This window comes from Salipiger pentaromativorans (genome assembly GCF_024721115.1).
In the GTDB taxonomy this organism is placed as follows: Bacteria; Pseudomonadota; Alphaproteobacteria; order Rhodobacterales; family Rhodobacteraceae; genus Salipiger; species Salipiger pentaromativorans.
The window spans coordinates 95,107-118,268 of the sequence record NZ_JAMDHK010000005.1 but is presented as its reverse complement, the minus strand read 5'-3'; the positions used below and the strand labels follow the sequence as shown (position 1 = coordinate 118,268).

Annotated in this window: 26 protein-coding genes; 1 reads left to right on the top strand and 25 read right to left on the bottom strand. The window is 62.6% G+C overall.

The features are described 5' to 3' along the window. Position 1: 1 nt before the first annotated feature. The 4 genes from M4578_RS10455 to M4578_RS10440 all read right to left on the bottom strand — a co-directional run bounded on the left by M4578_RS10455 (position 2) and on the right by M4578_RS10440 (position 3,346). On the bottom strand, positions 2 to 607 hold the full coding sequence (locus tag M4578_RS10455; RefSeq protein ID WP_069709527.1) for a DUF1788 domain-containing protein: 606 nt from the start codon (positions 605 to 607) through the stop codon (positions 2 to 4). Continuing rightward, positions 607 to 1,209, bottom strand: coding sequence for a DUF1819 family protein (locus M4578_RS10450; RefSeq protein ID WP_069709526.1), 603 nt, complete (start codon positions 1,207 to 1,209; stop codon positions 607 to 609). Before M4578_RS10450 ends, M4578_RS10455 begins: the two co-directional genes overlap by 1 nt. Beyond that, complete coding sequence (locus M4578_RS10445; protein ID WP_069709525.1) at positions 1,206 to 2,108, bottom strand: BrxR family helix-turn-helix transcriptional regulator; 903 nt, start codon at positions 2,106 to 2,108, stop codon at positions 1,206 to 1,208. The genes M4578_RS10450 and M4578_RS10445 overlap by 4 nt, the downstream gene beginning before the upstream one ends. Positions 2,109 to 2,374: 266 nt before the next feature. Next, complete coding sequence (locus M4578_RS10440) at positions 2,375 to 3,346, bottom strand: LysR family transcriptional regulator (RefSeq protein ID WP_069709524.1); 972 nt, start codon at positions 3,344 to 3,346, stop codon at positions 2,375 to 2,377. 207 nt (positions 3,347 to 3,553) lie between these two features. Between M4578_RS10440 and M4578_RS10435 the strand changes: the two genes are divergently transcribed. After that, complete coding sequence (locus tag M4578_RS10435; protein WP_024899168.1) at positions 3,554 to 4,183, top strand: TetR/AcrR family transcriptional regulator; 630 nt, start codon at positions 3,554 to 3,556, stop codon at positions 4,181 to 4,183. Here the strand turns inward: M4578_RS10435 and M4578_RS10430 are convergent. The 21 genes from M4578_RS10430 to M4578_RS10330 form a co-directional block, all read right to left on the bottom strand. Then, on the bottom strand, positions 4,178 to 4,399 hold the full coding sequence (locus M4578_RS10430; protein WP_015740172.1) for a DUF2274 domain-containing protein: 222 nt from the start codon (positions 4,397 to 4,399) through the stop codon (positions 4,178 to 4,180). The genes M4578_RS10435 and M4578_RS10430 overlap by 6 nt on opposite strands. 2 nt (positions 4,400 to 4,401) lie before the next feature. Next, complete coding sequence (locus M4578_RS10425; protein WP_015740171.1) at positions 4,402 to 5,535, bottom strand: TraB/TrbI/VirB10 family type IV secretion system protein; 1,134 nt, start codon at positions 5,533 to 5,535, stop codon at positions 4,402 to 4,404. Next, a complete protein-coding gene (gene trbG / locus M4578_RS10420; protein WP_015740170.1) occupies positions 5,532 to 6,545 on the bottom strand; it encodes a P-type conjugative transfer protein TrbG in 1,014 nt (337 codons plus the stop codon). The genes M4578_RS10425 and trbG overlap by 4 nt, the downstream gene beginning before the upstream one ends. Further along, a complete protein-coding gene (gene trbF, locus M4578_RS10415; protein ID WP_024899167.1) occupies positions 6,542 to 7,231 on the bottom strand; it encodes a conjugal transfer protein TrbF in 690 nt (229 codons plus the stop codon). Before trbF ends, trbG begins: the two co-directional genes overlap by 4 nt. Next, positions 7,228 to 8,589 carry a P-type conjugative transfer protein TrbL gene (gene trbL / locus M4578_RS10410; RefSeq protein WP_024899166.1) on the bottom strand — a complete coding sequence of 454 codons (1,362 nt, stop codon included), beginning with the start codon at positions 8,587 to 8,589 and terminating at the stop codon, positions 7,228 to 7,230. Before trbL ends, trbF begins: the two co-directional genes overlap by 4 nt. A 3-nt stretch (positions 8,590 to 8,592) precedes the next feature. Further along, complete coding sequence (gene trbK-alt / locus M4578_RS10405) at positions 8,593 to 8,880, bottom strand: putative entry exclusion protein TrbK-alt (RefSeq protein ID WP_015740167.1); 288 nt, start codon at positions 8,878 to 8,880, stop codon at positions 8,593 to 8,595. Between the two features lie 20 nt (positions 8,881 to 8,900). Continuing rightward, a complete protein-coding gene (gene trbJ, locus M4578_RS10400; protein WP_009450535.1) occupies positions 8,901 to 9,683 on the bottom strand; it encodes a P-type conjugative transfer protein TrbJ in 783 nt (260 codons plus the stop codon). Then, positions 9,680 to 12,187 carry a conjugal transfer protein TrbE gene (gene trbE / locus M4578_RS10395; RefSeq protein WP_015740166.1) on the bottom strand — a complete coding sequence of 836 codons (2,508 nt, stop codon included), beginning with the start codon at positions 12,185 to 12,187 and terminating at the stop codon, positions 9,680 to 9,682. Before trbE ends, trbJ begins: the two co-directional genes overlap by 4 nt. Positions 12,188 to 12,197: 10 nt before the next feature. After that, entirely contained in the window at positions 12,198 to 12,479 is a 282-nt protein-coding gene (locus tag M4578_RS10390) for a VirB3 family type IV secretion system protein (protein ID WP_015740165.1), read from the bottom strand. Beyond that, positions 12,479 to 12,811, bottom strand: a complete 333-nt coding sequence (locus tag M4578_RS10385; RefSeq protein WP_009450539.1) for a TrbC/VirB2 family type IV secretion system protein — start codon at positions 12,809 to 12,811, stop codon at positions 12,479 to 12,481. The genes M4578_RS10390 and M4578_RS10385 overlap by 1 nt, the downstream gene beginning before the upstream one ends. Next, positions 12,808 to 13,752 (bottom strand): P-type conjugative transfer ATPase TrbB, encoded by a 945-nt coding sequence (gene trbB, locus M4578_RS10380; RefSeq protein ID WP_425319666.1) that lies wholly within the window; start codon positions 13,750 to 13,752, stop codon positions 12,808 to 12,810. Before trbB ends, M4578_RS10385 begins: the two co-directional genes overlap by 4 nt. A 194-nt stretch (positions 13,753 to 13,946) precedes the next feature. Continuing rightward, complete coding sequence (locus tag M4578_RS10375; protein ID WP_258093366.1) at positions 13,947 to 14,408, bottom strand: ribbon-helix-helix domain-containing protein; 462 nt, start codon at positions 14,406 to 14,408, stop codon at positions 13,947 to 13,949. A 14-nt stretch (positions 14,409 to 14,422) separates the two neighbouring features. Next, complete coding sequence (locus M4578_RS10370) at positions 14,423 to 16,411, bottom strand: conjugal transfer protein TraG (RefSeq protein ID WP_024899160.1); 1,989 nt, start codon at positions 16,409 to 16,411, stop codon at positions 14,423 to 14,425. 175 nt (positions 16,412 to 16,586) lie between these two features. Continuing rightward, positions 16,587 to 18,659 carry a relaxase/mobilization nuclease domain-containing protein gene (locus M4578_RS25785; RefSeq protein WP_024899159.1) on the bottom strand — a complete coding sequence of 691 codons (2,073 nt, stop codon included), beginning with the start codon at positions 18,657 to 18,659 and terminating at the stop codon, positions 16,587 to 16,589. 313 nt (positions 18,660 to 18,972) lie between these two features. Continuing rightward, positions 18,973 to 19,683: a lytic transglycosylase domain-containing protein gene (locus M4578_RS10360; protein ID WP_258093365.1), complete on the bottom strand. Its 711-nt coding sequence runs from the start codon at positions 19,681 to 19,683 to the stop codon at positions 18,973 to 18,975. A gap of 4 nt (positions 19,684 to 19,687) precedes the next feature. Next, positions 19,688 to 20,023, bottom strand: coding sequence for a DUF736 domain-containing protein (locus M4578_RS10355; RefSeq protein ID WP_009450545.1), 336 nt, complete (start codon positions 20,021 to 20,023; stop codon positions 19,688 to 19,690). Positions 20,024 to 20,058: 35 nt separating this feature from the next. Further along, positions 20,059 to 20,604, bottom strand: coding sequence for a S26 family signal peptidase (locus M4578_RS10350; protein ID WP_009450546.1), 546 nt, complete (start codon positions 20,602 to 20,604; stop codon positions 20,059 to 20,061). Next, entirely contained in the window at positions 20,601 to 21,119 is a 519-nt protein-coding gene (locus M4578_RS10345) for a DUF2840 domain-containing protein (RefSeq protein ID WP_258093364.1), read from the bottom strand. The genes M4578_RS10350 and M4578_RS10345 overlap by 4 nt, the downstream gene beginning before the upstream one ends. After that, complete coding sequence (locus M4578_RS10340; protein ID WP_258093363.1) at positions 21,116 to 21,370, bottom strand: hypothetical protein; 255 nt, start codon at positions 21,368 to 21,370, stop codon at positions 21,116 to 21,118. The genes M4578_RS10345 and M4578_RS10340 overlap by 4 nt, the downstream gene beginning before the upstream one ends. Then, a complete protein-coding gene (gene parA, locus M4578_RS10335) occupies positions 21,367 to 22,020 on the bottom strand; it encodes a ParA family partition ATPase (protein WP_066700619.1) in 654 nt (217 codons plus the stop codon). The genes M4578_RS10340 and parA overlap by 4 nt, the downstream gene beginning before the upstream one ends. Next, entirely contained in the window at positions 22,017 to 23,162 is a 1,146-nt protein-coding gene (locus M4578_RS10330; RefSeq protein ID WP_258093362.1) for a replication initiator protein A, read from the bottom strand. Before M4578_RS10330 ends, parA begins: the two co-directional genes overlap by 4 nt.

Below are 23,162 nucleotides of genomic sequence, written 5' to 3'. Positions count from 1 at the left end.
GTCAGACCTCGTAATTCATGATATTGAACGCACGGTAGTATTTGTCGTCATGGAGTACGCCGAACAATTCCAGCGATGCTCCTGTCGCCAGCGCGTGCGTGTATTTTCCCGGAAAGAACATGACCGTCGGGCGATCTTTCGCGGTGCTTTGCAGGTTGTTGAGTACGTTGTGCGACCGCAGGTAGGGGTAAACCTCGCCTACGCCTGACAGGAAGATCACGTCGTGCGGGACTTCTTCGATGCGCCGCGCAATCTCTGGAATAAGGTGCGCCTGCGGGTCCAGAACCCCCTGCAACAGTTCCTTGAGCTCCGCCTTTTCCGTTTCGGCTTCAACCTCAAGGATCTGCTCGAAGATACCCCGGTCTTCGAGGATCCTGATCGAAAGGTCATAGAGATCGATATCAAGTACGCGCACACCGGCGTGGCTCAGCCGGGCGATCAGATCCTCGCGATCCTCGCCCAGGCTCAGTCCGTCTTCGGCATCAAAAGCGCAGATAAAAAAGGGAACCTCGTTTCCCAGCCCTTGCTTTTGCAAGAACCGATCGCTGGAAACTACCCTGAATAGGTGCTCGGCGCGGGCGCGCCGATCAGTTTTCGTGCCCACCATTACCCCCCATTTCCGGGAAAGACCTGCAAGTCCGCCGGATTACTCTCCTCAATCAGCCGCTTCATGCGCCCCGATAACCAAATCGGCTGAATTCTACCCTCGACGCTTATCAAACCAACTTCACGTAGTATCCGAAACAAGACCTGACGCAATTTCGCGCAGGTTGAAGCTGAAAGAGCGGCGAGGCCGGGATCGCTTTCAGCCTTCTCCGCGAGAAAGCGGTCAAAAACCTCATGGCCCAGGTCGAGCCGCCATGATTGGTAGCGTTCGCTGATCACCTCGACTGCGAATTCGTGGACAAAACGATAGGTCCGGCAGACCGCCAGCCACATCATCGCCTGCTGCTCGGCGCGGTCAGCCTCTACCGACAGGTAATGACGTTCGGCATCGGAGAGATGGCCTATCCGGTCGTACACTTCACGAAGCGCGCGGGTTTGCGAGGCCAGTTTGGGTAAGGATGACGCGCCCTGGGCCAGCAAACGCTCACGAGCAGATGCCCAGTTCTCACCGGGTTGATAAGCTTGAGCAATCACGATGCTCTCATTGAGCATCAGCCCGCCCACGCCAAAGGACATCCGATATTTCGCTGCGGCCACCATCATTTAGGTACCGCCCCGTTTGCTGTGTCAGCCTCATCGAACTCATGCTGCGCACGCTCAAGGGCGGCGGCAACCTCGTCTTCGTCAGCGGCAACGATATGCTGGGTCCGGGGATCACGCAGCCTAGCCCCATCAAGGAGTCCTAGCCGCTTGAGCACATAGAACAGCATGGCGTAGCGAACTGTCAGCACAGCGCGCCCGTCCGCCATGTTGTAATCCTTTGCGACCACCGCCTGCTGACCGACCGACAGATCAGGATGCGGCACAAGGGTGATATCGAAGGTTTCCTGCCACAGCCGGTCCTGTGCCGCAGCAGCACCTGGCTCGCCGAACTCGCCGAATCCAAGGACACGCGAGAGCAGGAAATCCTTGAAGCGCTCCGTCTCATGGCACCAGGCCCGCACATGCCAGCGCAGGCCATCAAAGCCGAAGGCATGCGGGGTAATCCGCCGCCATGCCGGATCGGGCCGATCGCGGTTCATGGATTGGTAGTGAAGATCCAGCGATCTTTCCTCCCGCACTGCCGCCAGAACTGAACGCAGAACTTCAGTATCGACCTTACGGCGCAAAGTCAGAGCGATATCCATGTCAGGCGGGGCAGCGAGCCAGTTCGCCCCCGCGTCGGCGAAACCTTCCGCCATCGATCGGAGCCGCATGAGATAGGCGTCCGGGTCAGGGTCTAGAAACACCGGCTGAAATTCCGGGCCGGCTACGTAGCGGCGAGCGCTTTTGTCATAGACCGCATTCTGCGGCGCACGCTCCTGATAATGGGTCAAGTCCTTTGACGCCTGCGGAACGGAGACGCCAAACGTATCGATCAGGTCAGAGCGATTGACACCCCCCTCCCAGAACAGGCGGAATTCGATGAACTCCAACCGCCTCTCGACACCCCATTTCAGCATTGCTCGTCCCGCCGCACTTGAAAGGATAAAAAGTATATGGGACACCTTGCGATGTCCGTATACTTTCTATTCTAACAAACCTCAAACTGTCAAGCCCGAGGAAGGCCGGATGCGCACCGTGTCACCGTGCACAAACACGGCGGGGCAAAAGCGCTATCGAAGTCGGTCAGCCTGGAGGTGGGCAGGGCCACGACATCTTCGATGCCGACACGGTCGATGTCGATTGCAGCCAATGCTACGGCGTGATCGTACAGTGCCGTCAAACCCTATTTTCGCCGGGCCAGCCCTGTCAGCGATCGTGCCAGGCTCAACAACCGCCGAGACGCCGGATTGTCGTTTTGCGCGGACCAGACCATGCTGAACGGCAGCACCTCATCCGCAAGTTCCCGGTAGGTGATCCCTGGAAACTGGGCCACGGTTGTTGCTTCGCTCGTCAGAGTGAGGCCGCGACCGAGAGCGACCAGCGATAGGATATTGTCGCGGCCGACCTGCTGAGACTGAATATCGAGGTGGCGGCCGAGACCCGCAAGGTGAGCAACCAAATAGTCGTGGATCTCCTGACCCGGCGCAACGTCACTCACAATGAACCGCTCGGAGACCAAATCGCCCCATCCAAGTTCCGGCTTGCCCGTCAAAGGGTGGTTATCGGGCAGCACCACGAAAACCTTCTCGCACCATAAATGCTCCGCCTCACAGCCATCCCATGCCGCGGTTCCCGTGATGAATGCGACGTCCAGACAAAGTTTCCGGACAGCCGCGATGTGCTCGGGCGGATTGCCGTCAATAAGGTCGACCTGCACGTTCGGGTGGCGCGTGCCGAAGGCACGCAACAGATCGAACAGAAATCCTGACGCAAGGGACGAAAATATCCCGACCTTGATCAGCCCTTGCTCTGCCCGGCCAACCGCCGCCACCTTGGTCACCCCAATGTCGATCTGGCGGAGAGCATGGCGAGCGTTGCGCAGGAATTCCCGCCCGGCAACGGTCAACCGCACCCCGCCAGCATGACGCATGAAAAGCGACGCCCCGAGTTCATCTTCGAGATCACGGATTCGTCGGCTGATGGAGGATTCCTGCACAGAAAGCGCGGCAGCAGCCTTGCGAAAACTCCCATAGTCGACGGCGGCAACAAAATATCGCAACTGGTTCAGCCGGACCGCAGATGTACCGGGTTTCCCCTTAACGACGTTTGTGAGGCTATCATCAGGCGAGGTCTGATTGTTCCCGATCACAGCCATGGTGCATCATCCGAAACAGCGTTCGGCTTCTGACGGGCACCCCGCCATCATCAACGCGAAAATCGATCTGTGTGCGTTCATCAGCTCTCCGCACATCCTCAAACTAAACGACGTTCAGTTACCGAATGCTGCTTCTTGACTTCCGTCCCGTCAACGAAAAAAGTAAATGTCGTTTAGTTTTCACGACAAGTTGCAACAGGCATCGGAATGGCCCGTCCCCGGAAAGAGCAAGAACTTGATATTGCTCGTCGTGCGATCGACGAAACGATCCGGCTGCTGTCAGAGCGTGGCGACCTCGACGTACCGTTGACTGCGGTCGCGCATGCCATCGGTTGCACAGCACCAGCGCTTTACGGCCATTTCCGCAACAAAAGCGCCTTGCTGCGCGCCGTTCGGGAAGAAGGGTTCAACCGGCTATACAGGGAAAAGCTGGCCATCTTCGAACAGATGCGCGGCAATCCATTCGGCTATTTGCGTGATGGCAGCTATGCCTATGTCCGCTTTGCCCTGGAAAACCCCACGCTATATCGGCTGATGTTCACACCGCCGCCGAAGCTCGGGGTCAGCGATGACCCGTGGTCGAGCGAAACCGGGAGCCAGATATTCAATCTGTTTCTGACGGGGCTTCGCTGCTCTCAGGAGGAAGGTTTTTTGCGCGGCATGGATCTGAGTCGCTACAGCTTCATGTTCTGGTCAACGGTACATGGTGCGGTAAGCCTCACCCTTCAGAACCGGGAAATGGATCAGCCCGCCAAATGGGACGCGACACGAGAGGCCGTCGATACGTTGATGGAAATCATCGCCGCGACGCGCAATGGCACGCGCGGCACCTCATGAGCGAGATCTTCGGGCGCTGGCAAAGCCCCGATCTGTCGCAATGAACCGCTCCAGCATCGGCACAATCAGCCTGACAGGATCGGCAGCGGGCTGGCCGGTTTCGCGAGCCAGCACTTCGGCATAGGCGGCAAGATCGCGGTGCAGCGGCCCCGGCAGTTCCACCGCCACCTTCACGGGTTTGTCTTCGATGAGAGGCCCGAGCTTCAGCTTCGTCATGGTCAGTTCCTATAAGGTTCGAGTACGAGATCGCGGGTAACGATGACCCTGACCGGGTAGCCCGGCCGGATCGTCAGGGTCGGCGCGACCTGCAACTGGCGCTGGACGATCTGTTGTCCTGCCTGATTGATGGTATCCTGCGCTCCGTCGCGGATGGCCCGGATCAGACGATCCTCGTCGTCGGTCGCCAGTTCCGTGCCGATGCCGAGCAGCGTGGACAGCCCCGCCGCCTTCATGAGATCCCACCAGTGGTAATCAACGCCATCTTCCAGCCCGGCATAGCCGGAAGCGTCCGCACCGGGCTGGCGCTCCAGCACGATAGAGCGGCCGTTGGGCAGGATCAGGCGGTTCCAGACCAGCAGCACGCGGCGCTGACCGAACTGCACACCGGCGTCATACTGACCGATGATGCGCGTTCCCTGCGGGATTAGCAGCAGGCTGCCGGTCGGGCTGTCATAGACATTTTCCGTGACCTGCGCGGTGATCTGGCCGGGAAGGTCCGAGCGGATACCGGTAATCATCGCCGCCGGGATTACGGCCCCTGCCTGAAGGATGTAGGGCGAGGCTGGCGCCATGATCCGATCCATGGCAACGGTCTGCCGTTCCACCGGCCCATTCAGAAATGCCGTGTGGCGGTCCTGTGTTGCGGGCTGGCCACCAAGGTCAAGGCCAGCAAGGCCCGGCATATTGGAGCCAGGCGTCGTCGCCACTCTTGGCCCGGACTGGAAGAACACTGTACTGAGACGCGCAGCTTCTTCTTCGGCAAGCCGGCGCTCTTCGGCAGGATCGCGGGCAGGCGTCGCCATGGCGGGCGGCGTGACGGGCTGACCCCGGTTCTGGGCATCCAGGATCGGGCCACCGAGATCGCCCGGCAATGCCGGCCCCAGGACCGGCCCGGTATAATCCTTCGGCAGACCCGCCAGTCCATCTGCCGTGGCGCGATTCTCGGTCGAATAGAGTTCTTCACCGTTTCCGCTCATGTCGCGCGTCTGGAGCGCATAGATCAGCGCCCCGCCGATACCGAGGAGCGCAACAGCCCCGGCACCGGCCAGCATCTTGCGCGACAGGCGCGTGACGCGCGGCGGCTCGGCACGCAGACGCATCGGCGTTGGGTTGGTGGTGGCCTCTTCACTCATGACGGTTGCTCCCCGGTTTTGGCGGGCTGGGCAGCTTGCCTTTGCTCGATGCGAACGATCCTGACCGTCTGCTGCTGCTTGCCGCTACCAAGACGCAGCTCAGCCGCTCCGAACAGCCGATCGACGATCAAGATGTTCTGGTGAACACGGGAATTGACGATCTGGGTCTCGCCCTTGGAACCGATGACGAAGATCGGCGGCATCTCTCCCTGCACGATGCCGCGCGGGAAAACGACATAGACACGGCGGCCATCGTCGAAGACGGAAATCGGCCGCCATGGCGGCGTATCTCCGGTCAGGCCGTAACGATAGTTGCGTGCCGCCTCGACCGGGATGATGGGTGCTGCGGGAACGGTCTGGCGCTGACCGGCAGGCAGCGCCGGATAAGACCAAGATACGGACGGCATATAGAGCGCCTCGCGGGCGCGCAGCTCGATCATATAGGTGCGTCGATCGGTCGTCACCACGAGATTGGTTGAGATGTCGGATCGGGATGGTTTGACGAGAATATGGACCCGGCGCGACGTACCGCTCCCGCTCTCGGTATCGCCAATGATCCAGCGAGCGGTGTCTCCCGCCGCGATCGGTCCCGCGCCGGTCAGGCTTTCGCCCGGCTCCAGCGCGATATTGGTGATCTGTCCTGGTGCTGCATAGACCTGATAGAGCGCGCCTTCCGACCAGGGATAGATCTGGATGGCGTTATAGTAACCCTCGCGGCGCGGTTCGACGCGGGCGGCGGCATTGGCGTTCTCGACCCGGCCTGCCGGTGTTCCCGCTGCGGTCCCACCACGCGCAACCGTCCAGGCTGGCGGCGTGTGAAGCGGTCGGGGCCGATCATCCGTAACGGTGGCCTGCACGGTCGGTAGAGCCGGAACATTGGCATCATAGCTGAACTGCGGCGTCTTGTTGGTGGCGCAGCCTGCCAGCATGGTGGCCGAGAGCATCAAAGCCGCGAGGGCGGGCTTACGGAAAACCGGCAAGGCGGAATTGCGGGGAAACGCGATGGTCATTGGCTCATCTCCCGCGACCATGAAATTGCATTGACGTAGATGCCGAGCGGATTGGCGCGCAGACGCTCGGCATCGCGCGGCGTCTGGATCACGATGGTCAGGATCGCGGTCCAGCGCTCGGTCCTGGAAAGCTGCCCGTTCTCATAGTGACGCTCGGTCCAGGCAACGCGGAAGCTGTCGTTCGAGGCGCGTATGACGCTGGAAACCTCGACTGCGATCTGCTGGCGGCCGACACGGGTGAACGGATCGTTGGCGCGGGCATAGTCGTTGAGCGCGGCCGCTCCCCTATCCGTGGTGAACTCATAGGCGCGCAGCCAGTTCTGGCGCACGATGATGGCGTCCGCCGGGATCGAGCGCGTCTGCTCGATGAAGCGGCCAAGATGGAAGGCGATCTGCGGATCGGTCGGACGGTAATCGGCCGTGGCTGAGGCGACGGTCTGGGCCTGGCCGAGATTATCGACCTGCACCACCCAGGGCACGACGGTCCCTCGCGCCGATTGCAGAACGAGCGCGGCAGCGAAGCCCGCCGAGAGGATCAGCGAGCCGAAGGCCATATAGCGCCAGTTCTTGGCCTGCGCGCGAGCCGTGCCAATACGCTCGTCCCATACTTGCGCGGCTTTCTGGTAAGGCGTCTCGGGTTCGGGCGATTTGCCGTAATGGGTCGCTGGACGTCTGATGATGTTCATGAGCGGTCACTTTCGGAAATGTTGACGGAAGAGCCGCCGCCGTGGCTGTCACCGGAGCGGACGGCATGGGCGGCCATGGTCGTGCCGTGATTGAGCGCCTGGCGGCGGTGCATCTGCTGCGCCCATGCAGGCGGTCCACCCGCCGGTGCGGAGGCGGGTGCGGCACCGGCCACGCTCGCACCACCAATGGTTCCCTGCGAGGACGATCCACCGGTGACGCCGAGCCCGGCGCGCGCGCCATCGGAGAAGCTGGATTTGACGTTTTCCGCTGCTTTCGAGGCCGTCCGTTTCAGGGGCGATGCGGCGGCGGAGCCTGCCGCGCGGGCAACACCGCCGAGGCCGGAGGCAACACCGGCAGCCCCTGACTGGCCGAGCGATCCGACACTATAGGCGGCGCTCGCCGCCCCTGCGGCAGCAGCACCGCCACGGACGGCAGCAGATCCACCCGACAGCGCCGCTGCCCCTCCCTTCGCGGCCATGCCAGCGGCAGCGCCGCCAGCAAGCATCATGCCGCCAGCGGCGAGACCGGTTCCAACTGCTGCACCTGCGCCAAGCTGCGGGCCGCCAGAAACCAGACCGGAAGCGATGCCGGGACCGAAGATGCCGAGGCCGAGAAGGGAAAGGGCCGCAAGCACGATCGCCATGGCGTCGTCGATGGTCGGCGTCACGCCGCCGAAGCCTGCCGTGAATTGGCTAAATAGGGTTGATCCGATGCCGATGATGACGGCCAGGACCAGCACCTTGATGCCGGAGGAAACGACATTGCCAAGAACGCGCTCGGCCATGAAGGCGGTCTTGCCGAAGAGGCCGAAGGGAATGAGGACAAAGCCCGCCAGCGTTGTCAGCTTGAACTCGATCAGCGTGACAAAGAGCTGCACGGCGAGAATGAAGAAGGCCAGCAGTACCAGCGCCCAGGCGAACATCAGGCAGGCGATCTGGATGAAGTTCTCGAAGAACGACCAATAGCCCATCATGTCCGAGATGGATTCGAGCAGCGGGCGACCGGCATCGAGGCCAGTCTGCGCCACCTTGCCGGGCCGCAGCAGATCGGCGGCGGAAAAGCTGGTGCCCGAACCTTTCAGGCCAAGACCGGCGAAGCTGTCGAAGATGATCTGGGCGAGATTGTTCCAGTTGCCGATCAGGTATGCGAAGACCCCGACGAAGAGCGTCTTCTTGACCAGCCGGGCGATGATGTCGTCATCCGCACCCCAGGACCAGAAGAGTGCGGCCAGCGTCACGTCGATGACGATTAGCGTGGTGGCGATGAAGGCGACCTCGCCGCCAAGCAGGCCGAAGCCGCTGTCGATGTAACTGGTGAAAACACCCAGAAAGTTGTCGATGACGCCGGTGCCGCCCATGGTTCACTGTCCCCCGTTCTGATGCGGGGCGGCGGGCACCGGCGTCCGGCCGAGGAACCGGTCGCGGCTCTCGGCCCAGGTGGCGAGGCAGCCGGGATCGTTCACGGCGGCCTCGCCTAACTGCTGGCAGTGGCGCAGGCTCTGGCGCAGCGGATCGGCAGGCGCCTGAAGCGCCGGCGCCGCGCGGGGCTGTGCTGGTTCGTCCTCGCGTGTCATTTCGATCACCGTCGCGGTGATGGCGATGGCCACGAATATGATCGCGCCCAGCCGGGCCAGCATCTTGCCGTCCATGTCGCGCCCCTCTTGTCCGGTCAGTTGTTGCCGTTGCCGAACATCCGGGCATTGCCGGGCTGATAGCCCGATCCCGGCGTCAGAAAGCGCTCGCGCTGGATGCGGCCTTGTTCGGCGGCGGTGGCACGCTCGGCTTCGATCAGGGCTTCGGAGCGACCATTGGCGGACATCAGCGCGATCAGGTCGGAAAGCTGCTGCGACTGGAGCGCGAGAAGCTGATTGCCCGCCTGTGTCGCCTGTAACGCGCCGGTCGCGTTCTGGCTCTGCCCGACAAGGGCGGACATTTCAGCGCGGTTGGTGTCGATATTTCCGACGACACCAGCCTGCACGCGCATGGCGTCCTGCAAACCGCCGACCGTATTCTGCCAGCGGGACCGCGCATCGGCGACGAGCTGGGCGTCGGTCGCGGACAGCGAAACCTTGCCGTATTTCTGTTGGAACATTTGATCGACGTTCTGCACGTCGAAGGCAATGTTCTGCGCCTGGGCCAGAAGCTGCTGCGTGCGCTGGACATTCTGCTGCAAAGTCTGGAGCGAGGAATATGGCAGACTGGCGAGATTCTTCGCCTGATTGATGAGCATCTGCGCTTCATTCTGAAGCGAGGTGATCTGGTGGTTGATCTGCTCCAGCGTACGTGCGGCAGTCAGAAGGTTCTGCGCATAGTTGGTCGGATCATAGACGATGCGGCCGAAGCCAAAAGCGTGAGCGGGGCTTGCCAGCATGGGCGACAGTGCAACAGGCATGGCGAGCGTCAGCGCCAGCACGGATGCACTGACATATCGGGAAACGGGGATACGGATCATGGCAGGGTCTCCTTTTCTTGGCTGTCATCTGGATGGATTTGGTCTGGCGCGACCGGCCGAGCGGGCTCTGTCCGTTCGACAAGATTTGTGAGGTTCGGGATCAGATCGACGGCCCATTCGACGCCGCGATGGCGCAGCCAGGCCGCGAGAAAACCGTCCTGCCCATGCTCGGCGACGAGTTCGGCGATACGGGTCTGATCGGATTTGGATGATGCGGCGCAGAGCGCGAGGCCGACTTCGCTGAGGCCAAGCTCGAACAGGCGATTGCCGCGCCGCGATTGGCAGTAATAGTCCCGCTTTGGCGTGGCCCGCGCGAGGATCTCGATTTGCCGGTCATTGAGGCCGAAGCGGCGGTAGATTGCCGTGATCTGCGGCTCGATGGCGCGTTCATTCGGGAGAAGCAGCCGCGTCGGGCAGCTTTCGATGATGGCGGGCGCGATATTGCTGCCGTCAATGTCCGAGAGCGATTGCGTGGCGAAGATGACGGAAGCGTTCTTCTTCCTGAGTGTCTTCAGCCATTCGCGCAGCTGGTTGGCGAACCCCTCGTCATCGAGCGCCAGCCAGCCTTCGTCGATGATGAGCAGGGTTGGCCGACCGTCGAGCCGGTCGCCGATCCGATGAAACAGATAGGACAGGACGGCAGGCGCAGCCCCAGTGCCGACCAGCCCCTCGATCTCGAAGGCCTGTACATCGGCTGATCCGAGATGTTCGGCCTCGGCGTCGAGCAACCGGCCATAGGCGCCGCCAATGCAGTAAGGGCGCAACGCCTGTTTCAGATCGTTGGATTGCAGCAGCACGGCAAGGCCGGTGATGGTCCGTTCCCCCGCCGGGGCGGATGCCAGCGATGTCAGCGCCGTCCAGATGTGCTCCTTCACCTCCGGCGTGATGATCATGCCTTCACGCATCAGGATCGCGGCGATCCAGTCAGCGGCCCATGACCGTTCATAGGCATCATCGATCCGCGCCAGCGGTTGCAGGGAAACGGAAACCTCCGATCCCTCGGTCAATCCACCGCCGAGATCATGCCAGTCGCCACCCATGGCGAGCGCGGATGCCCGGATCGATCCCCCGAAATCGAAAGCGAAAATCTGGCTGCGATCATAGCGGCGAAATTGCAGCGCCATCAGCGCCAGCAGCACGGACTTGCCCGCGCCGGTCGGGCCGACGACGAGGGTATGGCCCACGTCGCCGACATGAAGGGAAAGCCGGAACGGAGTCGAACCTTCGGTCTTGCCGTACAGCAAGGGGGGCGCTCCGAGATGTTCGTTCCGTTCCGGCCCCGCCCACACGGCCGATAGAGGGATCATGTGGGCGAGGTTGAGCGTCGAGATCGGCGGCTGCCGGACATTGGCGTAGGCATGTCCGGGGATCGAGCCTAGCCAGGCATCGACGGCATTGACAGTTTCCGGCATGGCCGTGAAGTCACGGCCCTGAATGATCTTCTCGACCAGACGCAGCTTCTCGTCGGCGATACGGGGGTCGGCGTCCCAGACGGTGACGGTTGCTGTGACATAGGCCATGCCGGCGACGTCAGCGCCCAGTTCCTGCAAGGCCATGTCGGCATCGAGCGCCTTGTTGGACGCATCGGTGTCCACCAGCGCCGATTGCTCGTTGGTCATCACCTCCTTGAGGATCGCGGCGATGGATTTTCTCTTGGCGAACCATTGACGGCGGATTTTGGTGAGGAGTTTCGTCGCGTCCGTCTTGTCCATCAGGATGGCGCGGGTGGACCAGCGATACGGGAACGCGAGCCGGTTCATCTCGTCGAGCAGGCCGGGCGTGGTCGCTGTCGGAAAGCCGATAATGGTCAGGACGCGCAGATGCTTGTCACCAAGGCGCGGTTCCAACCCGCCAGTCAGCGGCTGATCGGCCAGCAGCGCATCGAGGTGCATGGGCACTTCGGGCACGCGAACACGATGGCGGTTCGTGGAAATCGTGGAATGGAGATAGGTCAGCGTGCCCGCGTCATCGATCCAGTGGCATTCGGGCATGAAGCCGTCGAGCAGCGCCAGCACGCGGTCGGTGCGGTCGATGAAGCCGCGCATCAGCTCCCATGGATTGACGCCGGATTGCTCACGGCCCTCGTAGAGCCAGGTCTCGGCGCGAGCCGCATCTTCGGCGGGTGGCAGCCAGAGGAAGGTCAGGAAGTAGCCTGACACGAAATGCGTGCCCGCTTCCTCGAAGGCAGCTTTGCGCTCGGCATCGAGAAGAGCGGAGGCCGGATCAGGAAATTGGCTGCCGGGATAGGTCGCGGCTTCGCTTCGTTGTGCCTCAACAAAGATCGACCAGCCGGAGCCGAGGCGGCGCACGGCGTTGTTGATACGCCCGGCGACCGCGACCAGTTCGGCGGCAACAGCGGAATCCAGATCCGGCCCGCGAAACTTCGCAGTCCTCTGGAAACTGCCGTCCTTGTTCAGCACGACGCCCGAGCCAACCAGCGCGGCCCAGGGCAGGAAATCCGCGAGGCGGGTAGCGGTACGGCGATATTCGGTGAGGTTCATCATGGCCGCGCCCTCACACTGACAGATGACCGGGTATGCGCAGGTGCCTGCGGCCCACCTCGACAAAAAGCGGATCGCGTTTGGCAGCCCATACCGCGAGGAAATGACCGACCGCCCAGATGGCGATGCCAACCAGCCAGAGACGAAGGCCGAGGCCGACGGCGCCGGCCAGCGTGCCGTTGACGATGGCAATCGAACGCGGTGCGCCGCCGAGCAGGATATGCTCGGTCAGCGCCCGGTGAACCGGGATGGAGAAGCCCGGCACCGCGTCGAGCTGTTCGAGGCCACCCGCCATCAGATGAGCGCCCCGCCGCCGAACGAGAAGAACGACAGGAAGAAGCTCGACGCGGCGAAGGCGATGGACAGGCCGAAGACGATCTGGATCAGGCGGCGGAAGCCGCCGGAGGTATCACCGAAGGCCAGCGCCAGGCCGGTGGCGATGATGACGATGACGGCGATGATCTTGGCGACAGGACCCTCGATCGACTGGAGGATCGACTGAAGCGGGGCCTCCCAGGGCATGGAGGAGCCGGAGGCGTGTGCGGCAGGCGCCAGCATCAGACTGATGGAAACAGTGGCAGCGGCGGTTGCCATGATGCGGCAGCCGCGTGAAATCGTGCGGATCATGAAGGGTTTCCTTTCGGGGTGGTTGCCAAAGTGATGGGATGCGTGATGGCGTAATCGCCGTCCGGCCCCAGCCCATCGACGCGGGCGAGTTCGACCAGCCGGCGGGAAGAGCCGCGTCCGGCAAGAACGGCGACGAGGTCGATTGTCTCGGCAATCAGGGCGCGCGGGACGGTGATGACGGCTTCCTGGATGAGCTGTTCGAGGCGTCGCAGCGCGCCAATGCCGGAACCGGCATGGATGGTGCCGATCCCGCCCGGATGGCCGGTGCCCCAGGCTTTAAGGAGGTCGAGAGCTTCGGACCCGCGCACCTCGCCGACCGGGATGCGATCCGGGCGCAGGCGTAGCGACGAACGCACCAGGTCGGAGAGCGTCGCCACGCCATCTTTGGTGCGCATCGCGACCAGATTGGGCGCGGCGCATTGCAGTTCGCGCGTGTCTTCAATGATCACGACGCGGTCCGAAGTCTTGGCGACTTCTGCCAGCAGCGCGTTGGTCAGCGTGGTTTTTCCGGTCGAGGTGCCGCCCGCGACAAGGATATTGGCGCGCGTGGCGACGTTCAGGCGCAGCACCTCGGCCTGAGCACTGGTCATGATCCCGGCGTTTACATAGTCGTCGAGCGTGAACACCGCGACGGCAGGCTTGCGGATGGCAAAGGTCGGCGCCGTGACGACAGGCGGCAGCAACCCTTCGAAGCGCTCTCCGGTCTCGGGCAGTTCAGCCGACACACGCGGATTGCGGGCATGAACCTCGGCGCCGACATGATGGGCGACCAGCCTGACGATCCGCTCGCCATCGGCAGCCGACAGCCTCTCCCCCGTATCGGCCAGCCCTTCGGAGAGCCGATCCACCCAGATGCGGCCATCGGGATTCAGCATCACCTCGACCACAGCTGGATCTTCCAGAAACCGGGCAATCGATGTACCGAGCGCGGTGCGCAGCATCCGCGCACCACGCGCAATCGTCTCGGGTTTCTGATGTGATGCGGTCATGGCGGCCCCGTTCATGGCGGGACGCGCAAAAGACGGACCCCGGATTGGGGTCGATTAAAAGAACCTGATTTAGGGCCGTTTCAACAGATGTTTACGCGTGTGCGGGCATCGGCGGCGCAGGGCGGTAAATAGGATGGATCGAAAGTTCAGGGCTGGTTTCCATCGGCTTCAGACTGGCCTTGTGACGAAAGATCGTGAAGCGAATCCATATCCCGCGACAACTCTTTCAGGAACCTGTCGCCGGAAGCCAGGCGCTTGCCCAGCGTCTGCATGAAGCCTTCGAAGCGCTCGTTGCCCTTGATGCGCGCCGATTGTTTCGCGCTATCTGACAGCGGCGGCGTCATGGTGAGCCAGAATTGTACGAACAGCGAAAGCGTCTCGCCGAGGATGGCGACATCTTCGTCCAGCATATCGAACTGGCGGCCAAGCTTATCCAGGCGTCGCGACATTGCGGCTTCCAGCCGTTCGGTCGTGTCACCGGACAGGAAGGATGCTACCGCAGCCTCGATCACTGCGGATTTTGAAACATTGCGACGCAGCGCCAGACCCTCGACCTGCTTCAGCAGATCCGGGGAGAAGTAGACATTCATGCGGGTGCGACTCGTCATGCCTGTCTTCCTTCTCAAAGCTCGATGCCGTCATTTGGGTCGAGTGACGCCTGCCGCGCGACCATGCGCATCCGCTGACGCATGGCACGGGCTTTGGCGGCATCGACGTCGGGCTCATCATCGAGAAAATCGAACTCCTGCGATGGCGGCGGTGGCGGCGGGATGATTTCCTCATGCTCGGGAAGCTCCGGCTCACGACGGATACCGGCATTGGCAGGATCGTCGTCGGACGTGTTCGACGTGGGGCCGTGGCCGGCCGCGGCCGCAACAACACGGCTCGTCCAGTCGTCTGGCGCCGATGTTGCCATCTTCACCGACGGCTTGCGCAGATCGGGCGGCGGCAGCACCCGTTCCTGAAGCCGCGCATCGGCATAGTAGCGCGCCTTGGCGGCGCGGATGGGCGGCACACCCGCTACCATGACGATCTCGTCGGTTGGCGGAAGCTGCATGATCTCGCCCGGTGTCAGGAGCGGCCGCGCTGTTTCCTGCCGCGAAACCATGAGATGCCCGAGCCAGGGCGCGAGGCGATGACCGGCATAGTTGGTGGAATCGCGCATTTCTGTCGCCGTGCCGAGCGCGTCGCTAATCCGCTTGGCGGTGCGTTCATCGTTGGCAGCAAAGGCGACACGCACATGGCAGTTGTCGAGAATGGCGTTGTTCTGCCCATAGGCGCGCTCGATCTGGTTGAGCGACTGCGCGATCAGGAACGCTTTGAGGCCGTAGCCGGCCATGAAGGCGAGCGCCGATTCAAAGAAATCAAGCCGCCCGAGCGCGGGGAACTCGTCCAGCATCAACAGGAGACGATGGCGTTTTCCGGTGGTTTCCAGTTCCTCGGTCAGCCGCCGCCCGACCTGATTGAGGATCAGACGGATCAGCGGCTTGGTCCGGTTGATGTCCGAGGGCGGTACGACGAGGTAGAGGCTGACCGGTTCTTTTGCTCCGACCAGATCAGCAATGCGCCAGTCGCAGCGGGCCGTCACGCGGGCCACGACCGGATCTCGGTAGAGACCGAGAAAGGACATCGCCGTGGACAGCACGCCGGAGCGTTCGTTCTCGGACTTGTTAAGCAGTTCGCGTGCCGATGAGGCGATGACGGGATGCACACCGGCTTCGCCCAGATGCGGCGTGTCCATCATGGCGCGCAAGGTCGCCTCGACCGGACGGCGCGGATCGGACAGAAAGCTCGCGACCCCCGCCAGCGTCTTGTCCTTCTCGGCATAGAGAACATGCAGGATGGCGCCGACCAGTAGCGAATGGCTGGTCTTTTCCCAATGGTTGCGCTTGTCGAGACTGCCCTCGGGATCGACCAGAATATCCGCGATGTTCTGGACATCGCGGACTTCCCACTCCCCCTGACGGACTTCCAGCAGCGGGTTGTAAGCTGCGGAATGCACATTGGTCGGATCGAACAGCAGGACGCGGCCGTGATGGGACCGGAAGCCGGCCGTCAGATTCCAGTTCTCACCCTTGATGTCGTGCACGATGCAACTTCCCGGCCAGGTCAGCAGCGTCGGCACAACGAGACCGACGCCTTTGCCTGATCGGGTGGGCGCGAAACAAAGGACATGCTCGGGGCCGTCGTGCCGGAGATAGTCCTTGCTATGCCTGCCAAGGACCACGCCATCGGGACCGAGCAGTCCGGCAGCATGGATTTCCTTGTCCTCGGCCCATCGCGCAGAACCGTAGGTGGCGACGTTGCGCGCCTCGCGCGCCCGGATGATCGACATGAAAAAAGCGGCGGCGATAGCGAACAACGCCCCGGACGTGGCGATGAACGCGCCTTCGGTGAAAATACCGGGCGCATAGGCGTCATAGGAAAACCACCACCAGAAGAAGGCCGGAGGATAATAGACCGGCCATCCCGCAACATCGAACCATGGATTGCCGAGCTGGGGCTGAAAGCCAAGGCGGAAGGCCACCCATTGTGTCGAAGTCCAGACCATCACCAGGACAATGGTGAATACGACAATGATCTGGCCCCAGAGTATTCGGCCACCACGCATACAGGCTCCAATCGGCAAGAGAGTCGGAGCCGATCAAAGAATAGACGTTTTCGAAAGCGGCAACAGGAAAAGCAGGGGTGCCGTGTTGCCGGATACTATCGGCGGCACATCGGACAGGCCCTTTCAGATGCCGATGTCGACAGAACAATTTGCGAGGTGCCAGATCGGCAAAGGCTCAAATCCCGAGTCCTCGTGTTCGCCCCATTTGCCACGATACCGATCCACCCTGCACGATGCCCGCAACCTCGCGGCCGAGCTGGCGGTCGATCACTGGCCGCCATGGGACAAGAGTGAACTCGTGGCTCTTTTCGACAATGGCGAACTTGCCGCTCGATAGATGTGCGGTCCCGGTGAACTTGCCGCTGATATTTTCGCCATCGGCAGCCGCCCGGAACGGCAACGCCTTGCTCTCAGCCATCTCTGCACCGACGCGGGCCACTTCCCGTTCCCGCAGATTGGCGAGCAGGTTGCGCCGATAGAGAATGCGTCCATTCTGCTGCCGCGTGGCATCGCCCTGTGCGATATGATGCTCGCGGCGCTGGTCCATCGCCTCTCGTACCTGTTCCCCGAACCCTGCCGGGGTAATATCCGAGGCGTCCGACGTAACCAGTCGCCGGTCCAGCCAGGTCGCACCATCGGCGCCGATCTGCTTTTCCAGGTCGAAGGTCGAGACGACACGGATGCTGGCCTGCCGGTTGCGACCGGCATCATAGGCAGTGGCGCGGCTTTCGAAGTCTTCCGGGATGCGATACCGGTCGGCGTCGATCCGCTCGGCAATCCCGGCCCGGCGCAACGCCTCCAGCCGCCGGACATGGGCATCGACATAACCCTCGTAATCCCCGCCCGGCACACGCCCCTCGAACTTCGCCTGTTCGAGGTGGCGGCTCGGGCGATAAATGCCATTCTCCGAGATCGCAGCGATGGTGCGATCGGATGGGCGCTGTGCTGTATCGGCGGGACCGACCTCGATGATGCTGCCAATCCGGGCGTCTTCGACGCGGGCCGGATCAATGCCGGGAAGATGGTGTGTTCGCCCGTCGATGCCGTCGACCACGAGGGTCAGGTTCTCGCCCATCTCGTCGGTGAGATATTTGTCCACGACGCGGCCGGTGATGGGCGCCGCGGGTGCGGCATGGTGAAGCTGGAAGGTCATCGGATCACGTTCCTGCCCATCGGCCTTCAGCGCCTTGTGCATGTTGCGGATGATGTCACCGCGCTCACCGAGTTCACGCAGCGCCGGTTCCATCTTCGCGCCAAGCTCCCAGACGCCGGGTGCATGTTCCGTAGCCAGCCCCATCTTTTCCAGCTTGGCGAGACGGCGCAGGCGAAGTGTGCGGTTGAACTGGCGGCGTGCATCTGCCGGTTCGTGGCGCAGATCGAGGAACCTTTCGTCGGCTTCCTCGGTCATGGCGCGGTCGATGCGCGTGAAGCGGTCCTGATCGATTTCGGCAGACAGCTTGCGGCTCTGCTCGATCTCGGTCACGGGGCCGAGTTCCAGCGTGGTCAGTTCGCTCGCCCGCTCACGAATGCCATTGGCGAGATAGTCGCCATTGATGACCAGGTTCTCGCCCAGATCGTCCTTGCCCCGAACGATGACATGGACATGGGGATGGCCGGTATTGTGGTGATTGACAGCCACCCAATCGAGTTTCGTGCCAAGGTCGGCCTCGATGCGGCTCATCAGATCGCGGGTGTGTTCGGTGAGGTCGGAAAGATCGGCGGCATCTTCGGGCGAGACGATGAAGCGGAACTGGTGGCGGTCATCCTTGCCGCGTTCAAGGAACGCATCACCATCGGCGCGGTCCTCGGTCGCCGAATAGAGCTGACCACGCTCGCCATCACGTGAGGTTCCGTCGCGCTGGATGTAGCGCAGATGGGCAGCCCCTTTTCCATTCTTTCCCGCGCTCTGGACATAACGGGTTTTGACGACGACGCGGCGCACGCCGGCCGCACTGTGCCGCCAACCGCCCGACAGGGTTCGGGCGCGGACATAGGCCGCGCCACGGCCACGCTTGACGCCCGGACCTTTGCCAGCGCGCGATGCCTTCCCGCTCTTTCCGGCCGAACCCGATGAGGACGACGAGGACGTCCGTGATGCGAATGACGATGATCTACTAGGGCTGTTGCTAAGCTGACGCGCCAGCTTCTTCGCCTGCGTCAGAAAGCTCTTCGCCTTGCCTGCCTTCGGCACGTCCGACCTGATGCGGCCTGGCTTCGGGCGAAAGCGATTCTCGTCGTCGGCGCTCATGAGCCCATTCCCTGCCGTTTAGACACGGAAACGGCAGATATTAGGCTATAGTGCCGGTCAAAACCCAACAAAGCCAAGGCTTTGCGCCATATCGCGGCACGCGAGACCCAAAAGCAGGGTGCCGTGCGCCGCGCCCCAAAACAATGTGCAGACAAGGGCTTGCCCAGAAACCGGCCCGACAGGGTGCCGGTTTCCTTTATCTTGCCCTCCGCCTTTCCTTCCCTTTTTGCCCTTCCTGCCGGGAATGCTGCCAGGCGCACCCAAGCCTGACTGCACACCGGAAATGGACCGAACGAGCGCGTAAACGCCATGCTCATGGCTTGTCGCCATCGCTCGCAAGGGCCACGAATATGCCGCTGTCCTGCGGCTCCTGAACGGCGGGATCGCGCAGAGAAGCGGTTGCGTGGATGTCGCTCGATGGCTGATTAACCGCCGCTGAAATGCCGCCGGATTGCGCAACGAAGAGCGGGGCTTCGCGCCAATCCGGTGGCGGCGGCGGCACGATCGTCGGCACATCAGGCGCAGTCGCCCTGCCGAGAACAGGTGCGAGCGTGGCGACATAGGCGCGTGTTTCTGCGGGCAAAGTGCGACCTGTCGCCAGATGCTCGTCATAGCGACCGGGACCGGCATTGTAGGCGGCAAGCATGGCCGCGACATTGCCATAGCGGTCCCACATCTCCCGCAGATACGCCGTACCTGCGAGGATGTTGTCACGCGGATCGTAAGGATCGCGCCCGAGGCCATGGCGGCTGCGCAGGCCCGCCCAGGTATCGGGCATGACCTGCATCAGTCCCATCGCGCCCGCCGATGAAATTGCGCGCACATCGCCCGCGCTTTCCACGCGCAGCACGGCTCGAATCCAGTGCTCTGGAATGCCGAAACGCTGTGACGCCTCGGCAATGAACGCAGCATGGGGATGCGCGGTGACAGGCGCAGGTTGCAGCGTGACCTGCGCCATGGCCGGCATCGAGCCGCTGCCAGCCGACAGCAGGGCCGTGAAGAGAAGAAAGGTGCGGGATCGCATGATCTCAGTCGCGATCTTCGCGGGGCCGCGGGCGGCTCCAGTGCAGCGACCATGACGAGCCTGCATCGTCGTCGCGGAACAGGTTGGCGCGGATCGGGTGCGGTAAGGCGGGATCGTCGAGCAGCACCGAGAGATATTCGCCAGCCTTTTCGCCGGTGCGTTTCCATGCAGCACCGACCTCGGGACCGTCATGCTCAATGTAATGGACGCGATAGTCCGGCGCATTCTCCGCATCGGAATGTTCAGCGGGCACGATGACGAGATCGCGCTTCATGGTGAGCGTGACGAGCTGACCGGCGAAGCCGGATGCGTCACGCGCAAATTGACCGATCTGTGGCATGGTATGTCTCCTGTGTTGGTGGGTTTGGCGTGGGTTCAATGCGTGACCGCCCGCCATTCGTAGCGGCCATCGCCTTCCTCATCGGTCCAGAGCGGAAGCGCCCGGCCGATGACGGAACTGGCGGGAACAGGTCCGAAGTAACGGCCGTCGAGGCTGTCCCGGATTTCCCAATTCATGAGGAAGAGTTCGCCGTCGCGGATGATGCGGCAGCCCTGCCAGACCGGCAGATCGCGTCCCATCCGGTCGCGCTCCAGTGCATCGCCCATCTCGACGTTATCGACGGTGATCGTCGCACCGCTGCGACAGACGCGCTGTCCCGGCAAGCCGAGGACGCGTTTCAGCAGCGGCACGCCCCGCCCGATATAGCCGCGCTCGACCATGAACCGCTCCAGCGGTTCGGGCGGCGCGATGACGACGAGTTCAGGAACTTCGACCACATCGGCAGGAACAACTGTGTAGAAGCCGATGGGCGCGCTGGCGGTCGCATTCCAGATCAGCCTGGTTGGCGGATCGGCAACGGCCGTGGCGACAAGCGTACCGACGGCCAACATGGACACGGCGAGGATATGACGGCGGCTCATGGTGCGATCCTCCGGCGGCTGACCCATGCGGCATGGCGTTCCGGCGTGTAGGGGTTGGGGTCCTGACCGGCGATCATGCGGTTGTGGACGTGCCGCCAATGGTCCGGCGCAGCATCCGCAGGATCGACGCCAAGCGCGTCCACGGCGTCGATGGCGGCCAGCGCTTGCTGCACCTTTGGCCAGCCATCAATACGCAGCAGGATCTCGCCGCCGGGGCGAACGAAGGGCACGGTCTGGAACGGCTCGCCACGCCCGACAGCGCGCAGTATGTCGAGCCGCGAGACGATGGTGCCGTAGTCGTTGGAGGCCCAGCGGACGAAGGCGAAGATGCTTTCGGGTGCGAAGCCGACGAGACTGCGGCGGCGGTCGATGATCTGCTCAAAGCTCTTGTGACCGAACCTGATCCAGCGCTCGACCTTCTTCTTCTGGAAGGTCAGTTCGACCAATGTGGTGAACGGAGCTGGTCCGCCCGGCCGCGGATGTTCATGCACTGCACACGCGGTCTTGCCGGTCATGGCTGATCTCCTTCGGTGGGTGGAAACTCGCGGACCAGCAGCTCGCGCAACATCACGGCGACCGTGACGCCGCGCCGGAAGGCAGCGACCTTGATGCGCCCGCGTAGCTCGGGCGTGATGTCGATGGTCAGGCGGGCGGTAAACGCCTCGGTAGCCATCTTTCCGGTTGCCGGCGCATCGGCGGCCCTGACCCAGCTATCGGGATTACCCGGACGCGATGCGAAGCCGGATTTGGCGGGTGGACGTGTCATCGCACAATCCTCCCGAGCCCGAGGCTATCGATCTCGGCCACCAGGGCTGTGACCTCCAGTGCAGCCCGTTCGCCGCCATCGGTCTCTGAGACCAGTCGCCCGGTTTGTGCGGCTTCAGCGAAGGCGACGCGCTGGCCGATGGTCGTGGCCAGCAAGGGTGGATCGTGGTCCGCTAGTGTTTGGGCCGTTTCGCGGGCGATGATGGTGCGCGCACCGCATCGGTTCAGCAGAAAACGGGCGGCAAGCTCGGGACGATAGATGCGTGCTTCGCTCAGAAGCGCCAGCATCTCGGCCGAGGCCCAGCCGTCGAAGGGCGATGGCTGCACCGGGATCAGCGCCAGATCGGCTGCAAGCAGCGCAGAGCGCATCAGACCAGCGACACGGGGCGGACCATCAATGACGACATGATCCGCGTCACGCGCCAGTTCCGGCGCCTCCCTGTGCAGGGTATCGCGGGTAAGTCCGATGACGGTGAACAGCCTTGGCAGCCCTTCATCGCTGCGCCGCTCCGACCAGTCGAGTGCGGAGCCTTGCGGGTCGGCATCGATCAGGATGACGCGCTTGCCTTCCGCGGCCCAGGCTCCGGCGAGATGCAGCGCCAGCGTCGTCTTGCCCACGCCGCCTTTCTGATTGAGGAGCGCGACAATCATCGCCGTCCTCCCGGTTTGCCGAGAGGAAGTTCAGGCGTGCTTGTTGACGCGGGCGATCCTTGCTTTGGGGGTGTCAGCTTGACTTTATGGGCACCCGATCTGAGGGCCGCACCAGCCTTCGCGATGAGCTTTTCCACATCGCGCTGCCGCTCTTCAAAGTTAGATTCTGTGTTAGACTCTAAGTTAAGGGCGCGATTTTCGCTTTTGTTACCGAAGGATAGGAGGTGTTTGGGTTCCCGATAGCACGAGCCTCCGGTTCCTGATGGCACGATAGTCCGGGTTCCCGATAGCACGAGACTATCCACAGGTTTTCCACAGGCCGGGACAGGCTCGAAAGCGAGCAGCATCCGGCCGCCGGTTTCGACCTCGGCGAACAGGGTGTAGCCGGGCAGTGGCTGGCGGCGGATAATGTCGCGCAGCTCGAAGGCGAAGCGCTTGAACGGCGACAGACTGCCCGATTTCTGGTGCAGGTGACGGAAGTCGAACCGCCAACCGTTTTTCTGCCGCCCACCATGCTTGCGCACCAGGCGATAGAGCCATCGATCCAACCCGCCGGTCAGATTGAAATAGGCCCGGTCGATGGTGAGGATCAGGGCGTCATCCAGAACCGCACTGTAGAACCAGTCGGGCACGATCATCTCGATGCCGTCCGGGCGGCCATTGGCATCGGTCCGCTCGTGCCATTCGTTGATCCACGAAAAACGATGTCGCCGTCCATTCGCGCGCTGGCGGATCGAGGTTGCAACCGTGGTCGATTGCAGCCGGTCCAGCGCCGCCTTCAGGCGCTGATAGTCCCTCAGGGAGGTTCCGCGCCCTGTGAATGTCAGGATTTCATAAGGCGTTGCCGCCATCAGGCGCGACGTGCGCAGACCGGCGTCCCGCGCTTCCACGATCTGGCTGGCCGCCCAGATCAGTATATCGGCGTCCCAGATCGTCGCCATACCGTGATCGGGAACAGCTTCGACACGGATCGAGACGTTGCCCAGCGCAAAGTCAATTGGGCGGATACGGTGCGATTTGGAAAGGGAAAAGAAAGGATAAGCCATGAGATCCTGCGCGTCTCGTGGCGCGAGTTCACCGGGAAGCGCCCGAAACAGATCGAGTTGCCCGCGTTCCGAGGCGGATGGGTGCTGCGCTGCCAT